The organism is Nitrospira sp. (assembly GCA_030692565.1).
Classification (GTDB): Bacteria; Nitrospirota; Nitrospiria; order Nitrospirales; family Nitrospiraceae; genus Nitrospira_D.
The window spans coordinates 15,878-31,967 of record JAUYAO010000022.1 but is presented as its reverse complement, the minus strand read 5'-3'; the positions used below and the strand labels follow the sequence as shown (position 1 = coordinate 31,967).

The window sequence follows — 16,090 nt, the reverse complement described above, 5'->3', positions numbered from 1 at the left end:
TTAAGGGTGCAAGAAACATATCACGTCAAGAAATGGGGAAGGTACACACCATGAGATTCATCAGCGCGAGAAAGGGTTATTCAACGTATGCCAAGACCGGCCTGCTCGGACTGGCCGTCATCGGCCTCGTCAGTTGCAGTTCGGGCGATTCCACCACACCGGTCGTCACCTCCAGCGGCAGCGCCGCGCTGCAGGGGCCGATCGCATTCGTGAACAACCGGGACGACAAAACGATCTCGGTGGTGGGTACGGACACCCAGGGGAATCTGAAGATCGTTTCGACGATGCCCAGCGTGGAATTTGAGGGGAATGCGTTGGGGGATATGCAATTCTCAAGTGAAAACTGGGTCTTCGTAAACCTCGGTGCCGGGAACAAGGTGGCAACCATCGATCCGATCAGCGGCGCGACCCCGATCCATGAAGGCAATCTGCCTACGGGCACGCGACCCGTCCACATCTATCGGGATCCGACTGACGGAGAAGTAATGTGGTCGATGAACGATGGCGACCCGACAAACGGGAACGATCCTATCAATTGTGCGACAGGCACCTCGGTCACGGTTTTGCATAATGCCCACATTGGGCCAGGCGGAAATCCTCCCAAAGTTGTGGGGACTACGTGCGCTCTCGCGTCCGGCCATCAGGTCATGGCGTTTTCCCAACCCACAGCGACTGACGCGACCATTCCCAAGTACGCCGCCATCACCCAGGAGAAGGGCGGCCAAATCGCGTTTCTCGATAACAATCAAGCATCTCCCACGTACCGTTCTTTGGTTGCCCGTCTTGATCTCTGCACGGATGCGGGCCAGGCAGGTCTGACTCCGGCGGGAGCGGCTTGCGACAACGAGAACGCCACAGCGATCACCGTTCCGTTTACGGCGAACGGCTCAAACCCGCACGGCATCCGCTGGTCGAAGGCCGTCGGCAAGATTTACAGTATGCAGACTGCGTACAAAGAGATCGTCGAAGTCGATCCCAAGCGCATCGTGCCGGGCCCTGGCGATCATAAGGCTGCCATTACGAGGCGGCTGAGTTATGCAGGGACACCCTATGCTTCCTACGGAATCACGCCCGATGGAAGATTCCTCTTCCTCCGCGGGAGTGATCTTGCCGCCGATCCAACGAAAATCATCGGCAAGCTCGCCGTCGTCGATCTCGCTGCAGCCGGACCGCTTGTGATCATTCCGGTCATGGATCTTGATAACGTGGTTCCCTCGACCTTCAAGTTCACGCCGGATGGTCAACGGATGTATCTGTTGGCGTCTGATACGACGACGGGCAATGCGGCACAGTTGGCTGCACAGAAAAAGAATCGCTTGTTTGTGTTCAACCCGTCGACCTTCCCTGCCGCACCGCAGTTGCTGGCGGAGATTACCCTGTTGTCAGCCGCTGGGCACAATTTCGACGTGTTGGTTCAGGGGACGGGCCAAGCGAGCGCAGTTCTGGTGTCGAACGGGACGGCAGGGACAGGGTCCGTGTCACGTATCAACAGCAATCATCAGATAACGGGAAGCCTGTTGGTCGGAGGAAATCCAGGTGCGGTCATGTACTTCGCCTCCGGTGCTGCGACCTCCGGGAATCAGGCGACGTCATCTTTGACCGGCGGGTCGGCTACGGCGCCGGTGGCGTTAGCAGAGCGGCTGGACGATCACGGGATGCCGGAGTAATAGGCCTAATAGAGTCTCTATCACCAGGGATGTGGAAGGAGGCGGGGCATCCCGCCTCCTTCCCGCAACCGAAAGTGAGAGGATCATGAACAAATCACTGTTACGTGTCGAAGAGGCGGCGCAAGCGCTGGCCGTCAGTCGGTGGACGATCTACCGCTGGGTGGAGCAGGGCCGGTTGGAAGGCACCAAGATCGGCCGAGGCAGTCTGCGGGTGTTCAGCCGTTCGATCGAGAGGCTCGTCGAGCAGAACCGGACGGATGACGTGGCGCAGGGCGCGCTCGTTCATCACGGAGGGATGTCTCCTGTAGGGGGCGCGATCCATTAGGTTTGGCAGGATGTCCGATGCCGACGGAGGCTTGTAGCATCCGTCGGTAGACGGATGTGCGAGGCAATCTTTACAACGAGGGGCCATGGCTCTCTCAGGCAAGAGCAGTGCGGGTGTCTTTCACAAGGTGATGATTTCATGATGGCGGAACAGCAGGACCGGTTTCCTTTTTCAGCCTGGGGCGTGTCGTTCGCGGTACACGGACTGGCGCTCTGTGTTGCGTTTGTGTTGGCGATGCAAGCGCAGCCCATCATCAAAGAAGAACTCTTCCAGTGGGAGGTCGCGCTCGTACCGCCCTCACCGGACGTTCCTCACGCCGAGACGCCGGAGTCCACGCCGACGGTTCAGCCGGCGAAGCCGACCCCGGTTCGAACCGTTCAGACCCCGCAGCCTGTTCAGCCGGTAGAACCGCCGCCTGACATGGCCATGACCCGTGTGGCGACCCAGTACAGTCCGGAGATCGTTCATCCGACGATTGCCCCGCCTAAGCCGGAACCTGTGTCGGAAATCATTCAGGCAAAGGTCCAACCGGTTGCGCCGCAAGAAACAAAGAAAGAAGACATCAAGAAGGAAGAAGTGAAGCCGGAGCCGGTCCTGCACGAGACTCATCCGGCCCCTGTCGTCAAAGAAGTCGCGCAGCCGGTTGAAACGGTGGCGACAGCCCAAGCCTATGAGCCTCCCGCGTCGGCACCGGCGCATCACGCGGAGTCTGCTCCTGTCATTCATCATGAGAACCCGTCTCCTGAAGAGATGGCGCCGGAATGGCGACCGCTCGTGGCGGTGAGGGACGGATCTGCAAAGAGGGCAACAGAGCCGGTGACCGCCTCATCTGCTCCGGCTGTGGCTGAATCGGCCCCGGTCCCGGCCGCCGCCGCTCCGGCCCAGGCATCGCCTCACCATGCCGATGCGCCTGTCGTCGCCAACGCGGCTGCCGTTCGCCCGGCGACGAAGGCCGACAATGCCTGGCTGGCGGAGTCGCTCGGCCGGCGCATCAAGGAACTGACACGCTATCCCAGCTCCGCTCGTCTGAACGGATCGGAAGGGAAAGTCGTGTTGCGCGTGGTCCTCCGCGCCGACGGTCATTTGGTCGATGTGGTAGTGCATCGGAGTTCGGGCCACGACGTGCTCGATCGCGCGGCGATGGAGACGGTGCGACTGGCCTGCCCCATCCATATGAAACAGGCGTTGAGCGCCCCGGAAGTCGCGGTGTACGTGCCGATTGTCTATAGCCTTGCGGGATAGGAACCATCCATGAGACGCATGACACGAATATTAATGGTGCTTCAGGAAATCGAGTGGGTCAAGTATCCCTTGCGCCAGAGTTTCCCAGCGTCTTGTGGCCAAGCCGCTCCCCGCCCTCCCCTTTGTAAGGGGAGGCAAGGAGGGGTAGAGCCTCATGGGCGACGGTGCAGCTCACGAATCACCGCGCTGATGACGGTAGCCGACGGACTCGACCTCCCCTTGCCCCTCCTTACGAAGGAGGGGAAGGCAAGAGAGGCTAGCATCGTTCCGAATGGGTCTCTGCGTTCATCGACTCACTCAGAATCCAGAAGCGCCATAGTAAAGAGCGCAATGTATGGGTGCATAGGAGTCGGCAGCAGCCTGATGCTCTGTGCCACGATCGCGTTGGCCGAGTCTGCGCCGACATTTGTGCTCGGCCCCAAAGTGACGACAGACCGCAAAGTACGCAGCGTCGTGGGGCCCTCCGTTCGGATCGATGACCAGGGGCAGATCTCTCTTGCCTGGGTCGAGGAAGAGAAGGAGACTCGCACGGTGCTGTACTCACGCATCGAGAAGGCCGGGGCTCCAATTGGTGAGTTGGTGCGTGTGAACGGCCCGGGTGAGGTGCCCTATAGCCGCCAGGAGGCGCCGGCGCTGGCCGTATCCGGGGATGAAGTGCTTATGACCTGGGCCGTGACCCATCCGAAGATGACGCCGGACAAGCCCTTCTCTAACGATCTCCGTTTAAGCCGATCGACCGATGGCGGCAAAATCTTTCAGCCGTCGGTGTTGGTGAATGACGATCAGCAGGTCATCGGGCACAGTTTTGATTCGATCCACGTGGCGCCAGACGGCGTCGTCCACATGGCCTGGATCGACGGGCGGGAGGGCAAGAAAGAATCCGGCACGTTCGCCACACGTTCCAGCGACCACGGTCGTACGGTCGAGAAGAATCTCAAGATCGATGAGGGTACGTGCGTCTGCTGCAGGACGTCGATGACCAGCAGCCCCGACGGAACACTGTACATCGCCTGGCGAAAGATTCTGCCGGGCGATCTCCGCGAGACGGTCGTGGCGCGTTCGACCGACGACGGCGGGACATTTGCAGCTCCGGTGATCGTCGGCCATGATCGATGGGTCTTCCCCGGCTGCCCTCATCGACCGGCGTCAGTGGGGACGGATCGTCAGGGACGTCTCTATGTGGTCTGGTACACGGAAGGGTCGGATGAAACCCCCTCGATCTATCTGGCCTACTCAGATGACAAGGGCGAAACATTTTCTCCGAAGCAGAAATTGAATCTCTCCAAGGGCACCTTCCCGGACCATCCGCAGATGGCGGTCGATCCCGCAGGCCGGCTGGTCATTGTCTGGGAAGAACAGTCGCCGGTCCGGCGCGAAATCGTGATGAGCGTCTCGCTCGATCGCGGGCAGACCTTCAGTGCGCCGCAGAAATTGAACGACAAGAAAGGGCAAACGCCCTCACTGTCCATCAATGCGCAGGGGCTTGCCGCGCTGGCCTGGATGGAGCATGCGATGCCGGCGCATCGGATCGTGGTGCAAACGATCCAGATGCCGGCGACTCCGACCATCGCGAGACAGGAGCCGTAGCAGGATGCTGAAAAAGTCCGCCAGCGGCGTTCCCTGCCTTCGCCGAAGCGCTTCGCGCAGGCAGGTCGCATCGTTCAGACCCTCAACGTACGGAGAATATTACGTGAGGCAAAGGACCTCTCCGCTCGCAGATGATCGAAGCGAGCGGATCAAGCGAAGCTTGGTATGTACCTCCTCGGTCCTTCACTCGCTGCGGCCTTGCTGGACGGCCATTTTGAGCATCCTGCGGGTAGCGATCTCGGGGGCTTCGCCGGGAGGATTATCGCTGCGGGTTGTGATGGCGATCGCACTCTCATTCTTGGCACTCACCGTCGCGGAGCCAAGTGGTGCACACGATCCCTTTACCGCGCTCAAGATGAGTCGGCTGCCGGCTGGGAGTATGGCCGTGCCCTTCGAGCTCACGGCGCTGGATGGCACGCGGGTGAAGTTGAGCGATCTGGCAGGGAAAGTCGTGCTGGTGAATTTTTGGGCCACCTGGTGCGGCCCCTGTAAAGAGGAAATGCCGTCGCTGGCTCGCTTGCAGCAGCAGCTCGATCCCAAGAAATTCGTTCTGCTGACCGTGACGACGGACCTGCAGCGTCAAGGCATCGCCCAGTTTCTCTCGCACCTGGGCGTCACGCTGCCGGTGCTGTTCGATGAAGATCAGGAAGTGTCGCGATCCTTTATGGTGCGCGGATTGCCGACCACGATCGTGATTGGCCGCGACGGGACATTGTCCGGGCGGGCGGTCGGGCCGCGTGTGTGGGACAGCCCTGAGGCGGTGGCGATGATTCGGCAGGCGATGGAACAGGCGAAATGAAGAAGTGGACCCTGCCGCTGGCGCTCGCCACCGTCGTCGTCTATCTGACGCTGTCGGTCAGTGCCGCGGCCTGTCTGTTCACGCATCAGGTGCAGCCCCGTTCAACCCATCACCAGAGCAGCGGGGTGACCCATTCACCCCTCTGTGCCTGGGCCTGCCAGGCCAATCAACCGGTTGACGGTCCATCCGCAGCCCCGGATTCGCAGCCGCTGGCTTTTGCGGCGCTAGTCCTGTTAGTCGGGGCCATCCGGCCCTCTCTGTGTTTCACGACTCTTGCGCAGCCCCGCGCGCCGCCTCGCTTCTAACAGGATGCTGAAAAAGGCCGCCAGCGGCGTTCCCTGCCTTCGCCGAAGCGCTTCGCGCAGGCAGGTCGCATCGCATAGAGGCTCAACGTACCGCTGTGTACGCCTCGCCTCCATGCTCGCTGCGGCCTTGCCGGACAGCCTTTTTGAGCATCCTGACCACTAAACACATCGTTCAATCGTCGTTCTCTGGCGCGGATTGTGCCGCCTCTGTGCGGTCTTCATCCGTCCCGGAGGACTGTGTGTCATCATCATTCACTGTCGGGAGAGGAGTACGGGCCATGGTGTCGTTGAAGTGCGTTAGTCGGATCGCAGTCGTCATGACAGTCGTCGGAACGTTGGCGGCGGGGCAACCCCTTGCCCCCGCACAGGCGCAGGAGCCGAATCTAGCGGAGGCAACCGCGTCGCCGCGTGAGCAGGAACTGCGCGGACAGCTCAAGGGCATTCTTCAGGAGCTGGAAGAGCTTCAGAAGGGACGGGAGAGTGCCGTCCCGCCGGCGGAGCGGCCGAAGACGGTGACAGAAAAGGCGAAACCGGAACAGACCGAGGCGGTCGAGGCAGCCGGAGCCATGCCGGAATATGAATTGGCCGACACGAGCATCGTCAGCAAGCGATTCCAAAAGCGGCCGGAAGGGGTGTCGCTGTCGGCGACGATTCAGGCCGAGACAGATTCGCAGCCGACACGCACGATGAAGGAGTCGATGGAGTCGCTGCCGGGCATCATTTTGCGGCAGGCGAACGGGCCGCGGGATTTCAGTATTGCGATTCGAGGATCCGGCGTAAAGACGTCCTTTGCCGTACGAGACATCAAGATGTACGAAGACGGGTTTATCCAAACCCAATCCGATGGATTGTCGCGGTTGGATATCCACGACCCCTGGTTCATGCGCAGCGTCGAAGTTTTGCGCGGCGCCTCATCATCCCTGTACGACAACTACGCGCTCGGAGGCATGGTGCACTTCCGCACCAGGCAGGGCAGCGACATCAACGGATTTGAAACGTTCTTGTCCGGCGGTTCCTACGGCTATCACAAGGAAGCCTTCGCCGTCGGCCAGGAGACCGAGCATCTCGATATCTCCATGTTCGCCAGCAACGTTCAGGAAGACGGGTATATCCGGAACAGCGGATACAAAACGCAAACGCTCAACTTCAATATGCGATTCAAGATCGACGACAAGCAGAATTTCTATTTCAAGGCCATTTCGAACTGGCTGGACACCCGTGTGCCGACCAGACTCACGCAGGCGCAGTTTATCGCCGACGACCGGCAGGTCGGCGGCACCGGCGCGACGACGGCGGACCGGCTTCATCAACAGCGGGTCGACCGCCGGACAATCGTCGGCGGCATGTACGAGCGCCAGCTCAACGCCAACACCGTGCTCACCGTGGAAGCCGATTACGATGTGAAGGATATCAATCAGACCTTCAATCAGATCAGCGACAACATCAACCCCAACTACAAGCACTACACCGATTTGCGGCATGATGGCCGCCTCGGCGACATGCCGTTGAAGAGCTACATCGGGTTTTTTGCGAACAGCATGGAGCAGGAGGGGCAAACGTTTCAAAATCTCGCCGATGGCCAGGGGACGCGAGGATTGCTGCTGCAAAACAACCGGGGGAACATTCGCAATATCGGAGCCCGGTTTCGCGAGGAACTGGAATTTGTCCCGAAATGGACGTTGGCTGCCGGGTTGGGATTCGAGCAGTCGCATCTGAGCATCGAGACGATCAACTATACGGGGGGAGCCGTCTCGTCGAGGCCCAATGCCCACCGGGACTTCACCAATCTGGCGCCGGAAGCCTCGCTGACCTGGAAGCCGGCGGAGGGCTATCGCCATTGGGTGCGCGCATCCACGGGCTATGGCTTGCCGACGTTCGGTCAGCTCACGAGAGATCCGGTGACCGGACTGCCCGGATCGAACTTTGACTTGAAACCGCAGAAAAATCTCAATACGGAAATCGGGACGGAGTCGAAGCTCACGAAAGATCTCAAAGTTCAACTGGTCGGGTTCTGGGTCTTTTTCAAAGATGAGATCATCACGCAGACGATCAGCGGGAACAACACGACGTCCATCAATGCCTCCTCCTCTGAGTATCGCGGCATTGAGGCCGCGTACGATTGGCGGCCGGTATCAGGCTTGCGCCTGTCCGGTGCCTATACCCACACCGATGCGCGTTACGTGAACTTTTCCGACCGGACGGCCGCCGGATTTCTGGTGCGTGACGGGAAGAAAGTGGCCAACGTGCCGACTGATGTGTTGAACAGCAAGGTCGAGTATGACCATGCCGAAAGCGGCTGGGGCGGTTGGGTGGAAGGGAGCTACTACAATAGCTACTTCTTAAACAACAATAATACGTTCGGCATTCCTGCCTACATGATCGGCAATGTGAATATTCACAAGAACGTCGAGCTGAAGCATTCGTGGTTCCGGTTCGCCAAGTTCTATCTGGAACTGGACAACATCGGCGACAAGAAGTACGCGGCATCCGGCCAGGTTATTTCAGGCGAGACTCATGGGCAAGCCGCCGCATCGCAGGCCTTCTTTGCCGGCTACGGGCGAGCCATTTATGGCGGTGTGACGCTGGGATTGTTCTAGGGAGTACGTCATCCGGACGGGGCCGCCATGCGGCGGCCCCGTCCGGATGAATGTTCATAGAGGAAGCGCTACGGACATAAGTCTGATGGGAACCGACGCAGAATTCTGTAGCACAAGTGAGCAGCCATCGGTAGACAGTCTCGGGGGATCGGCGTACATGAGTAGGCTGAAAGGGTAGAGAGCGTATGAGCGGTCGTTCGATCAGATCATTCGGGACTGTCGTCGCCGGAATCACGGCGGTGATGTACTTCGCCCTGGTCTGTTTGGCCGCCACGTGCTCGCTGGCCCTGCCGGTGTCCGCCTCTGCCGGCGGGCATGAACAACACCACGACAGTCACGAGACGACACACTCCTCTCTCTGTGCCTGGGTCTGCCAGACCACTCCGGAGAGCGGGTTAGTGGCGTCGGCTCCTGCCGACGTTGTTGAGTCGGTCGTGCTTGTTCCGGTTGTTTCTCCCGTTCAACTGGTTTCAGTCTCTTCGGTGTCACTCCTCCGCTCTCGTGCTCCTCCAGTGCTCCCGCTCGGATAATTCAGGCGGGACGCGTTCGTTCCAATTCAATGTTTTCATGCTGCGGCCATAAGTCTCCCGAGGGAGTCTGGCCGGAGCTTCACTGAACGCCTTCCACCTGAGCGATCCGGGGTGCCCCGGTCTGTCTCGAAACATCTGTGTGGTCCGGGTATGGCGGCCTCCTTGCCCGGACCCACTGGGGCGCAGGCTCTCTCCACTGAGTCTCCGCTTCGGCCATTGGGTGAATATCTGTGGATCAACCAAGAGGAGAGGGAGCTATGAAGCTTGGTCTCGTGGGGGTGGGATTGGCTGTGGGCTTGAGTGTGTGCCTGCCGGTTCAGGCGGAGGATTCGTCGCGGGCGGCGACCGGGCCGGAGCAGAAAGATGCCGCTGCCAGTCAGGTCATCGTCCAAATCGGGGGGCGGTTCTGTGAGTACCATCGCGAAGAGGTCGAAGGGGCGCTGCGGCGTTTCCCGGCGGTGCAAGCCGTCGAGTTCTTGAACGATCACGGTACGGTGCTGGTGCGCTCTCAGCCGGACGGAGTTCCGCCGGTGCAATTGGCGGCGTCGGTTGAGCAGGCGCTGGCCTCAGGGATCGGCTGCAAGGCCTGGGTGGATCGTGGCGGGTCACGGGAAGCGAAATCATAAATCATCGAAACGGAGGCCGGCGATGAAACACGGAATCGCAATCATGATGGTGCTGCTCCTGTGGGGTTGCAGCGAAATGGGGACGACTCCGACGGCGAAGGCGCCGGCGAAGCCGAAGGACGGCGAACTGGCGTACCCGGCAGACTATAAGACCTGGCCGAAGTTCCTCTCCGAGGTGCAGCGGCCGGATGCGAAACAGATACGCGAGCTCTTTGTGAATCAGGTCGGCGCGCGCACGAACCAGGGTCAGATGTTTTCTAACGGTACGGTCATGGTCATGGAGTTGCACAAAGCCAAGATGAACGGGGATGTGCCGGAGACGGGGGCGGACGGCAAGCTCATCAAGGGCGATCTCGGGAAAGTGTTCGTGATGGCCAAAGGCGACGGGTGGGGGCAGGACGTGCCCGACAATCTGAAAAACGGGAACTGGGTCTTTTCCGCCTTCGGTCCGGACGGGAAGCCGTTGGCCGAAGATTTCACGAAGTGCCGCGCGTGCCATGCGCCGCTGGCAGCAAAAGATTTCGTGCATCGCTATGACGAGTATTTCGACAAGCGCATGGCGCGCTAGTCGAGGGATGAGGTGAGACGTTGGGATCTGCGGATGGGTTGACCTCCTGACGCAGGTCTCACCAGGGGGAGCGCGGGTTGGGCGCTCCCCCGCCACCCCTTCGAGGCAAGCATGATGGAACTGCCGTTGTTGCGTGTTCAAGAGGCGGCTGCGCTGCTCAGAGTGAGTAAGTGGACGATCTATCGATGGATCGAAGAGGGCCGTTTGCGCGCGACGAAGATCGGGCGCGGGAGCCTGCGAATCTTTCGCGTGTCAGTGAACGGACTCATCGAAGGCCAGCGGACCGATCCGGCGAGTGCTGAAGCGGATAGGCGAGCCAAGGTGGTCCGCGTGCGATCGAGCCTGCGCGCGAGCAAGGGGCGAGGATGAGTCGGAACCGGGTCTGGTAGTTGTGCACCCTTCTTCCAGACCTGCCCGGGGAGTCGGAGGTGGCCTCCCTCCGAGTCCCCGGCCCTTCGGGGCTACACAAGAGTCGGGGCTACACAGGAGATGGTGTGCTTGTAAGGTGTCCTGCGCGTCGGAGGTGTATTCCTCCCAAGTCCCCGGCCCTTCGGGGCTACAGTTGTGATGAGCAAGGCGAGACTCGTGAGCAAGGACATACGCAGTGCGCAGGTATCTTGCCCGGGGAGTCGAAGGTGCATTCTTCCCAAGTCCCCGGCCCTTCGGGGCTACACAAGAGTCGGGGCTACACAAGAGATGGTGTGTTTGTAAGGTGTCCGGGGCGTCGGAGGTGCATTCCCCCCAAGTTCCCGGCTCTTCGGGGATGCAGTTGTGATGATCGAGGCGAGAGAGTTGAGTAGGGGTGTCATGCGTAACCGAGGCGAGGCATGCGTAACCTGCATGGGCACTCGCAGGTAAGTTCTTCCTAAGCCCCCGGCCTTTCGGGGTGCAGCGAGGTGATGTATGGCGGTCATGATGTCTGCGGTCTCGTCCATTCCCCGGTCGTCCACGGCGGAGACGTTGCGCTCTGATGCCTGGTTGCATGTCGTGGTTGTGCGGCTTCTGGCCGTGGCCTTGACGATGACGCGCCGCCGGCCCCGCCGGTCCGACGGCATAGGTAAGGGATTGCCCAAGGGATATCGCGCCTGGCCGATGCTCGATTCCTCTACGGATCCCTCGGAGCCCGGCGCGTTCCGGCGCTTCTATGTCTGCGCGAAAGGAGCGGGTACCGTCGACGATGAAGCGTTTCCGGTCGGCACGGTGCTGGTCGTGGAAACGTATCGTGCGCACGGAGGCGAGGGATCGCTCGCTACGGGCACGGGCGCTCTTTGCGGGCTGGAGTCGATCTTTGTTCTGGAGAAATTTGCGAGTCTGCAAGTCTGCTGCGACGCGCACGATGAACAGGGGGCCTGGTCTTATGCGACGTACGGCGCCGATGGCCGGCTTCCGGCCAACGGCGCGACGGTCTCCGGAACCGGACGTGTGATGGCGCTGCAATCTGCCAGGGGCGCGCGCTGCCCTCCATCCTTCAGTCGGTGACGATCTCGACAGTGAATTGGGACACGGGGTCCGAGATCGCGTTCGGGTTCCAGCTTTCTCCCGGTATGGTCGGGGTGGCCCTGCTCTTCGCCCTGCTCATGAGCATGGTCGGTGGCCTGATCCCGGCGACGCGTGCGGCCCGCCTCGACATCGTGCAGGCGCTCGGCGAACGGACGGTGTGATGGGCTTGTATTCCCTTTCCTCTATCGATTGACGAGCCCGCACCGTTTGCCGGACAGCCTTCCATAGCATGAGGTCATCCGCACCTCGCGGGAAGTCGGGAGAAGGCAAACGGCGGAGCGCCGCGCCAGTGGTTTGACAGGTGTGCCGACCTGGCGTACGCTCTGTGTCGCCGCGACACATGGAGGAAACATGGCCACGAATCTCGCGATCGACGATGTCTTACTTGAACGCGCTCGCCGGGTCGGGAAGCTCCGCACCAAAAAGGAAACGGTCACCCAAGCGCTGACCGAATTCATCCAGCGCCGCCGCCAGCGGAATATTCTGAAGGCGCTGGGCACGATCGAATTCCGGAAGGGATGGGATTATAAAAAGGATCGTCGCGACCGTGAATCTGGTCGTTGACACATCCGTGTGGTCTCTGGTTCTTCGGAGGCCTCGGGTCGATGAAGACGACCTCCATGTCCGCGCTTTTCGCCGGTATCTTGAGTCAGGTGCCGGACTTTTTCTGATCGGCACGATCCTCCAGGAACTGCTCGACGGACTCCGCTCGGCGAAACAGTTCGACCGGTTGCTGGGTCTTCTCGATCCGTTCCCGCTCCTTGAACTGGACCGGCAAACCTACGTCGCCGCCGCCCGTCTGCGCGCAGTCTGCCGGGCGAAGGGCGTCAATGCGGGTCCGGCGGATTTCCTGATCGCGGCGACCTGTTGTCAGCATGGGTTCCCTCTGCTGACCGCAGACAAGGACTTCAGCCGCATTGCCCGCCATTGTGATCTCATCACCTTGCCCACGTCATCCTGAACAGCGCGTCATCAACGGCCCGTCTCGACATCGTGCAGGCGCTGGGTGAACGGACGGCGTGACGATGCCGGTCGACGCTTTCTAATTTCTCACGATCTCGATACAATTCGATCCGTCGCTTCAGCCTATCCACATTTCCAAGGAGGATTCGTTATGTTGAAAGCTCGCGTGTTGTTGGCGGTAGTCGCGTGCGGTGCGTTGATGGTGGCCGGGCCGGTCGGAACGGCGTTCGCCGGAAATGCGCATGTGAAGGAAACGATCGCGCATGCCAAGGAAGCTGTCGCGCATGAAAAAGAAGCGATTACGCATCTGGAAGAAGCCGTGAAGGGCAGTGCCGATGCGCATGCGAAGGAAGCGTTGGAACATGCCAAGGAAGCCGTGAAGCATGCGGAAGAAGCGTTGGCGCACGCCGAGCAGGCGGAGAAGCCGGCGAAGGGCAAGAAGGGTAAGTAGTTTGCGTCGTTCTGCTTCCTGATCAGTCTCTCAGGCACGGCCCCGGCAGGCGGGCCGTGCCTCCCGCTTCACGGTCCATTTCTCAGTCGCCCCCCTCTCTACAACCCGTCGCCATAGCCCGGTTCCGGATGATTCCGATCTTCTGTTGCATCGGTGTGCATCAGTTAGCAGGCATCGGTGGACAGGGTTTGAGGGGGTGGCTACAGTAGCCCCTCCTCGGAGACTGTCTTGTGCGTCTTTGGCTTGCCACGATGCTCACCTGTACGATCCTGCATACAGGGCTGTCCATTGCCGCTCCGGACCAGTCGCTGGAGCAACTGCTTCGCGGGCACACGTTCAATCATGCCTTCGAGGGCTTCGACTACTATTCAGTGACTATTGAAGAGGACCGATCGCAGGCTGACGGGTCGCGGGAAGTGACCGCGGTCGCGAGCGGGCGGTTCCTTGAGAATGCCAAACGATTGAAGATTCTGTTTCTGCCGGTCGGCAATCATGTCATCGGGAGGCAAGTGCTGGAAGAGGCGGGGTTGCCTCCGTGTCACGGGTCCGAAGAGCCTCGTACGTCCTAATCGTTTTTAACTCAGGAGGAGGTTGCGTATGGTACGGAAGTTAGGTGTGGGTCTTGTCGGCTGTGCCGCGGTGTTGATGATGGTTTCCGGGGCCTGGGCGTTGCAGTCCGGGGGTGTGGAAGTCGGCGATCTGGAGACCGGATCGGTGGTCGGCCAGTCGTTCAAAGAGTTGCCGGTCGATCTGGATATCTATGCGACCGAGGTCGGAGCGCTGAAGATTCTGTATCCGCCGACGTCGGTGTTGGACCTGAAGAACCGGCCGGGGACTCCGGTCTTGGTGCGGGTGACCAACAAGTCCGCCGTCGAGCGCGGGTTTCATATGACGGCGGCGGAGAATCAATCGGCGCCGACCGTGTTGAATGTGAAGATCGTGCTCAAGCCGGGGGAGACGAAGTATATCGGCATTCCGACAAGCGATCTGTTGTACGCGGCCGGCAGCACGTTTGTGTATCGGGATCAGCTCAATCCCAAAGATGCCGGCGGGAAGCTGATGTTGTTGAAGTAGTCGAATCTTCGATGCGGGGAGCGACGCTGATTCGGCGTCGCTCCCGCATTCATCCGGTATGGTGCCGTCCGCACGTTGATTTCCCTCCTTCGCCCCGTTTATAGTCCGCCGAGAGTTGTTTGTGTTGAAGGGGGGGGACGCCTTGATTTCAGACCGCCGAACTCAGGTTGCGACCGTCCTTGGTTTCTGTTGTGGTTTCCTTCTTCTCTTCCTCTTCCCTTCTGTCTCTGCCGCTGGTCTTCAGGAATCGCTTCAGCATGAGCTGGATCTGACGCGCGCCGCGCTGGCTCGCGGCGATCTGAAAGCCGCCGATGAGGCGGTGCAGAAAGCGCTGCATCTCAATCCCGGGTCGCCTCAGGCGCTGCATCTCCACGGACTCGTCTTACTGAAAGGCCGGAAGCCGGCCGAAGCGGCGGAGGAGTTTGTGCGCGCGCTCAAAGCGAAGCCGGCCTTCGCCGAGGTGCTCAACGATCTCGCCGAAGTCTACGCCGCGCAGGGCAAGTCGGCCGAGGCGCAGCAGGCGCTCATGAAAGCGATCGAAGCCGATCCGAAGCATGCGGAGTCGTATCTGGATCTGGGCAAGCTCCATGAGTCGCAGCGTGATGTACCGGCTGCGATCAAGACCTATCAGGGGCTGTTGTCGATTCAACCAAACCATCCGGAAGCATTGTTCTCTCTGGCGACACTTCAGGATCACGCCGGCGAGACGAAGGCGGCTGCAGAAACGCTGGCCCGCTTGACGAAGGCCCATCCCAAACATGCCGATGCCTGGTATCTGACCGGTCGGATGGCGGAGAAGCGCAATGATCTGGTGGAAGCGGCCTATGCGTACAAACAGGCGGTTGCGGCTAAACCCGATCTGGTTGATGCGCATTACAATTTAGGTTTTATCTATCGCAGCCAGGGGAAATCCACTGAGGCTGAGCGGGAATTCCTGGAAGTGCTCAGATATCAGCCGGGCTATGCGGAAGCCCATTTGAATTTGGGCGTGGTCTACACGAGCATGGGCATGCTTGATGAAGCGGAGCGCGAGTATGCCTCGGCGGTGGCGTTGAAACCGGAATATGCCGAAGCGCACTACAATCTCGGCGTCTTCTACGAGCTGCACCGGAAGGACATGCCGCGTGCGCTGGCGCAGTATCGCAAATATCGGGAGCTTGGCGGGCGGGATGATCGGGTCGAGCGGATCGTCGGATCGACGTTCCGGTGACGGAACGTCGCGTTATTCGTCACACGTCATGTGTCAAACGTGGTGGGAATCTGATCAGATCATTCACGGTTGACGACTGACGCTTGACGAGAAACGTCTGTCAGTTACCAGTACGGCCAGGGCCTCCAGTAGGGAGACCAATAGGGTCCCCAGTAAGGTCCGGGTCCGATGTGGGGTCTGATGCGGATACGTTGGTCTTCTTCCGTTCTTACCCAGACTTGCATGGTTTTGAGTTCGACGATCGGGTAAGCATATTCCGTCTCGTCCAAGGGCAGGGTGATTGAACCGGCCACTTCTCCGGTGATGGTGACAAACGTTCCGGCTGGAATGGTGGCCGGGTCGAGGAATTCCCGCTGGAGTGCGACAAAGCGCCCCTGAGACTTGTTCCGTTCCAGCGTCGGTTGGAGCGAGGAGTTGAGGGGGAGCTGTAGAATCTCGATGCGGGTTCCCTCCTTCAGGCGCCGGGCGCTCAAGATTTCTCCACCCCAGGTGACGGTTTGATTTTTATAAGAATCGGGCGCTGCCTTGACCTGCATGAAGGTGACCTGGGGCGGCTGCGTACTGTCGGCGGATTCTTGGCTGGTGGCACAGCCTGTGGCGCCAAGTAACGTGGCGCTGAGGAGGATGACGCGAAGTCTATGCATGA

General features: G+C 60.2%; 21 protein-coding genes. 19 read left to right on the top strand and 2 right to left on the bottom strand.

From position 1 onward, the window contains the following. Positions 1 to 50 precede the first annotated feature (50 nt). From Q8N04_04895 to Q8N04_04810, 18 genes are all read left to right on the top strand, one after another. Positions 51 to 1,667, top strand: coding sequence for a hypothetical protein (locus Q8N04_04895; protein MDP3089991.1), 1,617 nt, complete (start codon positions 51 to 53; stop codon positions 1,665 to 1,667). Positions 1,668 to 1,752: 85 nt separating this feature from the next. Further along, positions 1,753 to 1,992: a helix-turn-helix domain-containing protein gene (locus Q8N04_04890; GenBank protein ID MDP3089990.1), complete on the top strand. Its 240-nt coding sequence runs from the start codon at positions 1,753 to 1,755 to the stop codon at positions 1,990 to 1,992. A gap of 138 nt (positions 1,993 to 2,130) precedes the next feature. After that, positions 2,131 to 3,234 carry a TonB family protein gene (locus Q8N04_04885; protein MDP3089989.1) on the top strand — a complete coding sequence of 368 codons (1,104 nt, stop codon included), beginning with the start codon at positions 2,131 to 2,133 and terminating at the stop codon, positions 3,232 to 3,234. Positions 3,235 to 3,564: 330 nt separating this feature from the next. Then, positions 3,565 to 4,821, top strand: a complete 1,257-nt coding sequence (locus Q8N04_04880) for a sialidase family protein (protein MDP3089988.1) — start codon at positions 3,565 to 3,567, stop codon at positions 4,819 to 4,821. 214 nt (positions 4,822 to 5,035) lie between these two features. Then, a complete protein-coding gene (locus Q8N04_04875; protein ID MDP3089987.1) occupies positions 5,036 to 5,620 on the top strand; it encodes a TlpA disulfide reductase family protein in 585 nt (194 codons plus the stop codon). Continuing rightward, positions 5,617 to 5,925 carry a hypothetical protein gene (locus Q8N04_04870; GenBank protein MDP3089986.1) on the top strand — a complete coding sequence of 103 codons (309 nt, stop codon included), beginning with the start codon at positions 5,617 to 5,619 and terminating at the stop codon, positions 5,923 to 5,925. Before Q8N04_04875 ends, Q8N04_04870 begins: the two co-directional genes overlap by 4 nt. 278 nt (positions 5,926 to 6,203) lie before the next feature. Continuing rightward, positions 6,204 to 8,522 (top strand): TonB-dependent receptor, encoded by a 2,319-nt coding sequence (locus tag Q8N04_04865; GenBank protein MDP3089985.1) that lies wholly within the window; start codon positions 6,204 to 6,206, stop codon positions 8,520 to 8,522. Positions 8,523 to 8,707: 185 nt separating this feature from the next. After that, positions 8,708 to 9,052, top strand: a complete 345-nt coding sequence (locus Q8N04_04860; protein ID MDP3089984.1) for a hypothetical protein — start codon at positions 8,708 to 8,710, stop codon at positions 9,050 to 9,052. A 257-nt stretch (positions 9,053 to 9,309) separates the two neighbouring features. Beyond that, a complete protein-coding gene (locus Q8N04_04855; GenBank protein ID MDP3089983.1) occupies positions 9,310 to 9,678 on the top strand; it encodes a hypothetical protein in 369 nt (122 codons plus the stop codon). A gap of 22 nt (positions 9,679 to 9,700) precedes the next feature. Beyond that, on the top strand, positions 9,701 to 10,246 hold the full coding sequence (locus Q8N04_04850) for a cytochrome P460 family protein (GenBank protein MDP3089982.1): 546 nt from the start codon (positions 9,701 to 9,703) through the stop codon (positions 10,244 to 10,246). A 111-nt stretch (positions 10,247 to 10,357) separates the two neighbouring features. After that, positions 10,358 to 10,615 (top strand): helix-turn-helix domain-containing protein, encoded by a 258-nt coding sequence (locus tag Q8N04_04845; protein MDP3089981.1) that lies wholly within the window; start codon positions 10,358 to 10,360, stop codon positions 10,613 to 10,615. A 534-nt stretch (positions 10,616 to 11,149) separates the two neighbouring features. Beyond that, positions 11,150 to 11,725, top strand: a complete 576-nt coding sequence (locus tag Q8N04_04840) for a cytochrome P460 family protein (GenBank protein ID MDP3089980.1) — start codon at positions 11,150 to 11,152, stop codon at positions 11,723 to 11,725. 11 nt (positions 11,726 to 11,736) lie between these two features. Continuing rightward, entirely contained in the window at positions 11,737 to 11,907 is a 171-nt protein-coding gene (locus Q8N04_04835; protein MDP3089979.1) for a hypothetical protein, read from the top strand. 190 nt (positions 11,908 to 12,097) lie between these two features. Beyond that, entirely contained in the window at positions 12,098 to 12,310 is a 213-nt protein-coding gene (locus Q8N04_04830; protein MDP3089978.1) for a type II toxin-antitoxin system VapB family antitoxin, read from the top strand. Continuing rightward, positions 12,294 to 12,707, top strand: a complete 414-nt coding sequence (locus tag Q8N04_04825; protein ID MDP3089977.1) for a PIN domain-containing protein — start codon at positions 12,294 to 12,296, stop codon at positions 12,705 to 12,707. Before Q8N04_04830 ends, Q8N04_04825 begins: the two co-directional genes overlap by 17 nt. Before the next feature lie 153 nt (positions 12,708 to 12,860). Next, positions 12,861 to 13,160: a hypothetical protein gene (locus Q8N04_04820; GenBank protein ID MDP3089976.1), complete on the top strand. Its 300-nt coding sequence runs from the start codon at positions 12,861 to 12,863 to the stop codon at positions 13,158 to 13,160. A gap of 230 nt (positions 13,161 to 13,390) precedes the next feature. Continuing rightward, positions 13,391 to 13,729 carry a hypothetical protein gene (locus Q8N04_04815; protein MDP3089975.1) on the top strand — a complete coding sequence of 113 codons (339 nt, stop codon included), beginning with the start codon at positions 13,391 to 13,393 and terminating at the stop codon, positions 13,727 to 13,729. Between the two features lie 28 nt (positions 13,730 to 13,757). Next, a complete protein-coding gene (locus Q8N04_04810; protein ID MDP3089974.1) occupies positions 13,758 to 14,234 on the top strand; it encodes a hypothetical protein in 477 nt (158 codons plus the stop codon). A 148-nt stretch (positions 14,235 to 14,382) separates the two neighbouring features. On the opposite strand, the gene Q8N04_04805 is transcribed toward Q8N04_04810, so the two are convergent. Continuing rightward, entirely contained in the window at positions 14,383 to 14,571 is a 189-nt protein-coding gene (locus Q8N04_04805) for a hypothetical protein (protein MDP3089973.1), read from the bottom strand. Between Q8N04_04805 and Q8N04_04800 the strand changes: the two genes are divergently transcribed. Continuing rightward, positions 14,554 to 15,444, top strand: a complete 891-nt coding sequence (locus Q8N04_04800) for a tetratricopeptide repeat protein (protein MDP3089972.1) — start codon at positions 14,554 to 14,556, stop codon at positions 15,442 to 15,444. The two genes, Q8N04_04805 and Q8N04_04800, sit on opposite strands and share 18 nt — an antisense overlap. A 104-nt stretch (positions 15,445 to 15,548) precedes the next feature. On the opposite strand, the gene Q8N04_04795 is transcribed toward Q8N04_04800, so the two are convergent. Next, positions 15,549 to 16,088 (bottom strand): Slp family lipoprotein, encoded by a 540-nt coding sequence (locus Q8N04_04795; protein MDP3089971.1) that lies wholly within the window; start codon positions 16,086 to 16,088, stop codon positions 15,549 to 15,551. Positions 16,089 to 16,090: the final 2 nt, after the last annotated feature.

Bases quoted from the DNA above. Each gene is read 5' to 3' on its own strand.
- Q8N04_04895 (MDP3089991.1), top strand. From the start codon at position 51: ATGAGATTCATCAGCGCGAGAAAGGGTTATTCAACGTATGCCAAGACC.
- Q8N04_04890 (MDP3089990.1), top strand. From the start codon at position 1,753: ATGAACAAATCACTGTTACGTGTCGAAGAGGCGGCGCAAGCGCTGGCC.
- Q8N04_04885 (MDP3089989.1), top strand. From the start codon at position 2,131: ATGATGGCGGAACAGCAGGACCGGTTTCCTTTTTCAGCCTGGGGCGTG.
- Q8N04_04880 (MDP3089988.1), top strand. From the start codon at position 3,565: ATGTATGGGTGCATAGGAGTCGGCAGCAGCCTGATGCTCTGTGCCACG.
- Q8N04_04870 (MDP3089986.1), top strand. From the start codon at position 5,617: ATGAAGAAGTGGACCCTGCCGCTGGCGCTCGCCACCGTCGTCGTCTAT.
- Q8N04_04865 (MDP3089985.1), top strand. From the start codon at position 6,204: ATGGTGTCGTTGAAGTGCGTTAGTCGGATCGCAGTCGTCATGACAGTC.
- Q8N04_04860 (MDP3089984.1), top strand. From the start codon at position 8,708: ATGAGCGGTCGTTCGATCAGATCATTCGGGACTGTCGTCGCCGGAATC.
- Q8N04_04855 (MDP3089983.1), top strand. From the start codon at position 9,310: ATGAAGCTTGGTCTCGTGGGGGTGGGATTGGCTGTGGGCTTGAGTGTG.
- Q8N04_04850 (MDP3089982.1), top strand. From the start codon at position 9,701: ATGAAACACGGAATCGCAATCATGATGGTGCTGCTCCTGTGGGGTTGC.
- Q8N04_04845 (MDP3089981.1), top strand. From the start codon at position 10,358: ATGATGGAACTGCCGTTGTTGCGTGTTCAAGAGGCGGCTGCGCTGCTC.
- Q8N04_04840 (MDP3089980.1), top strand. From the start codon at position 11,150: ATGGCGGTCATGATGTCTGCGGTCTCGTCCATTCCCCGGTCGTCCACG.
- Q8N04_04830 (MDP3089978.1), top strand. From the start codon at position 12,098: ATGGCCACGAATCTCGCGATCGACGATGTCTTACTTGAACGCGCTCGC.
- Q8N04_04820 (MDP3089976.1), top strand. From the start codon at position 12,861: ATGTTGAAAGCTCGCGTGTTGTTGGCGGTAGTCGCGTGCGGTGCGTTG.
- Q8N04_04810 (MDP3089974.1), top strand. From the start codon at position 13,758: ATGGTACGGAAGTTAGGTGTGGGTCTTGTCGGCTGTGCCGCGGTGTTG.
- Q8N04_04805 (MDP3089973.1), bottom strand. From the start codon at position 14,571: ATGCAGCGCTTTCTGCACCGCCTCATCGGCGGCTTTCAGATCGCCGCG.
- Q8N04_04795 (MDP3089971.1), bottom strand. From the start codon at position 16,088: ATGCATAGACTTCGCGTCATCCTCCTCAGCGCCACGTTACTTGGCGCC.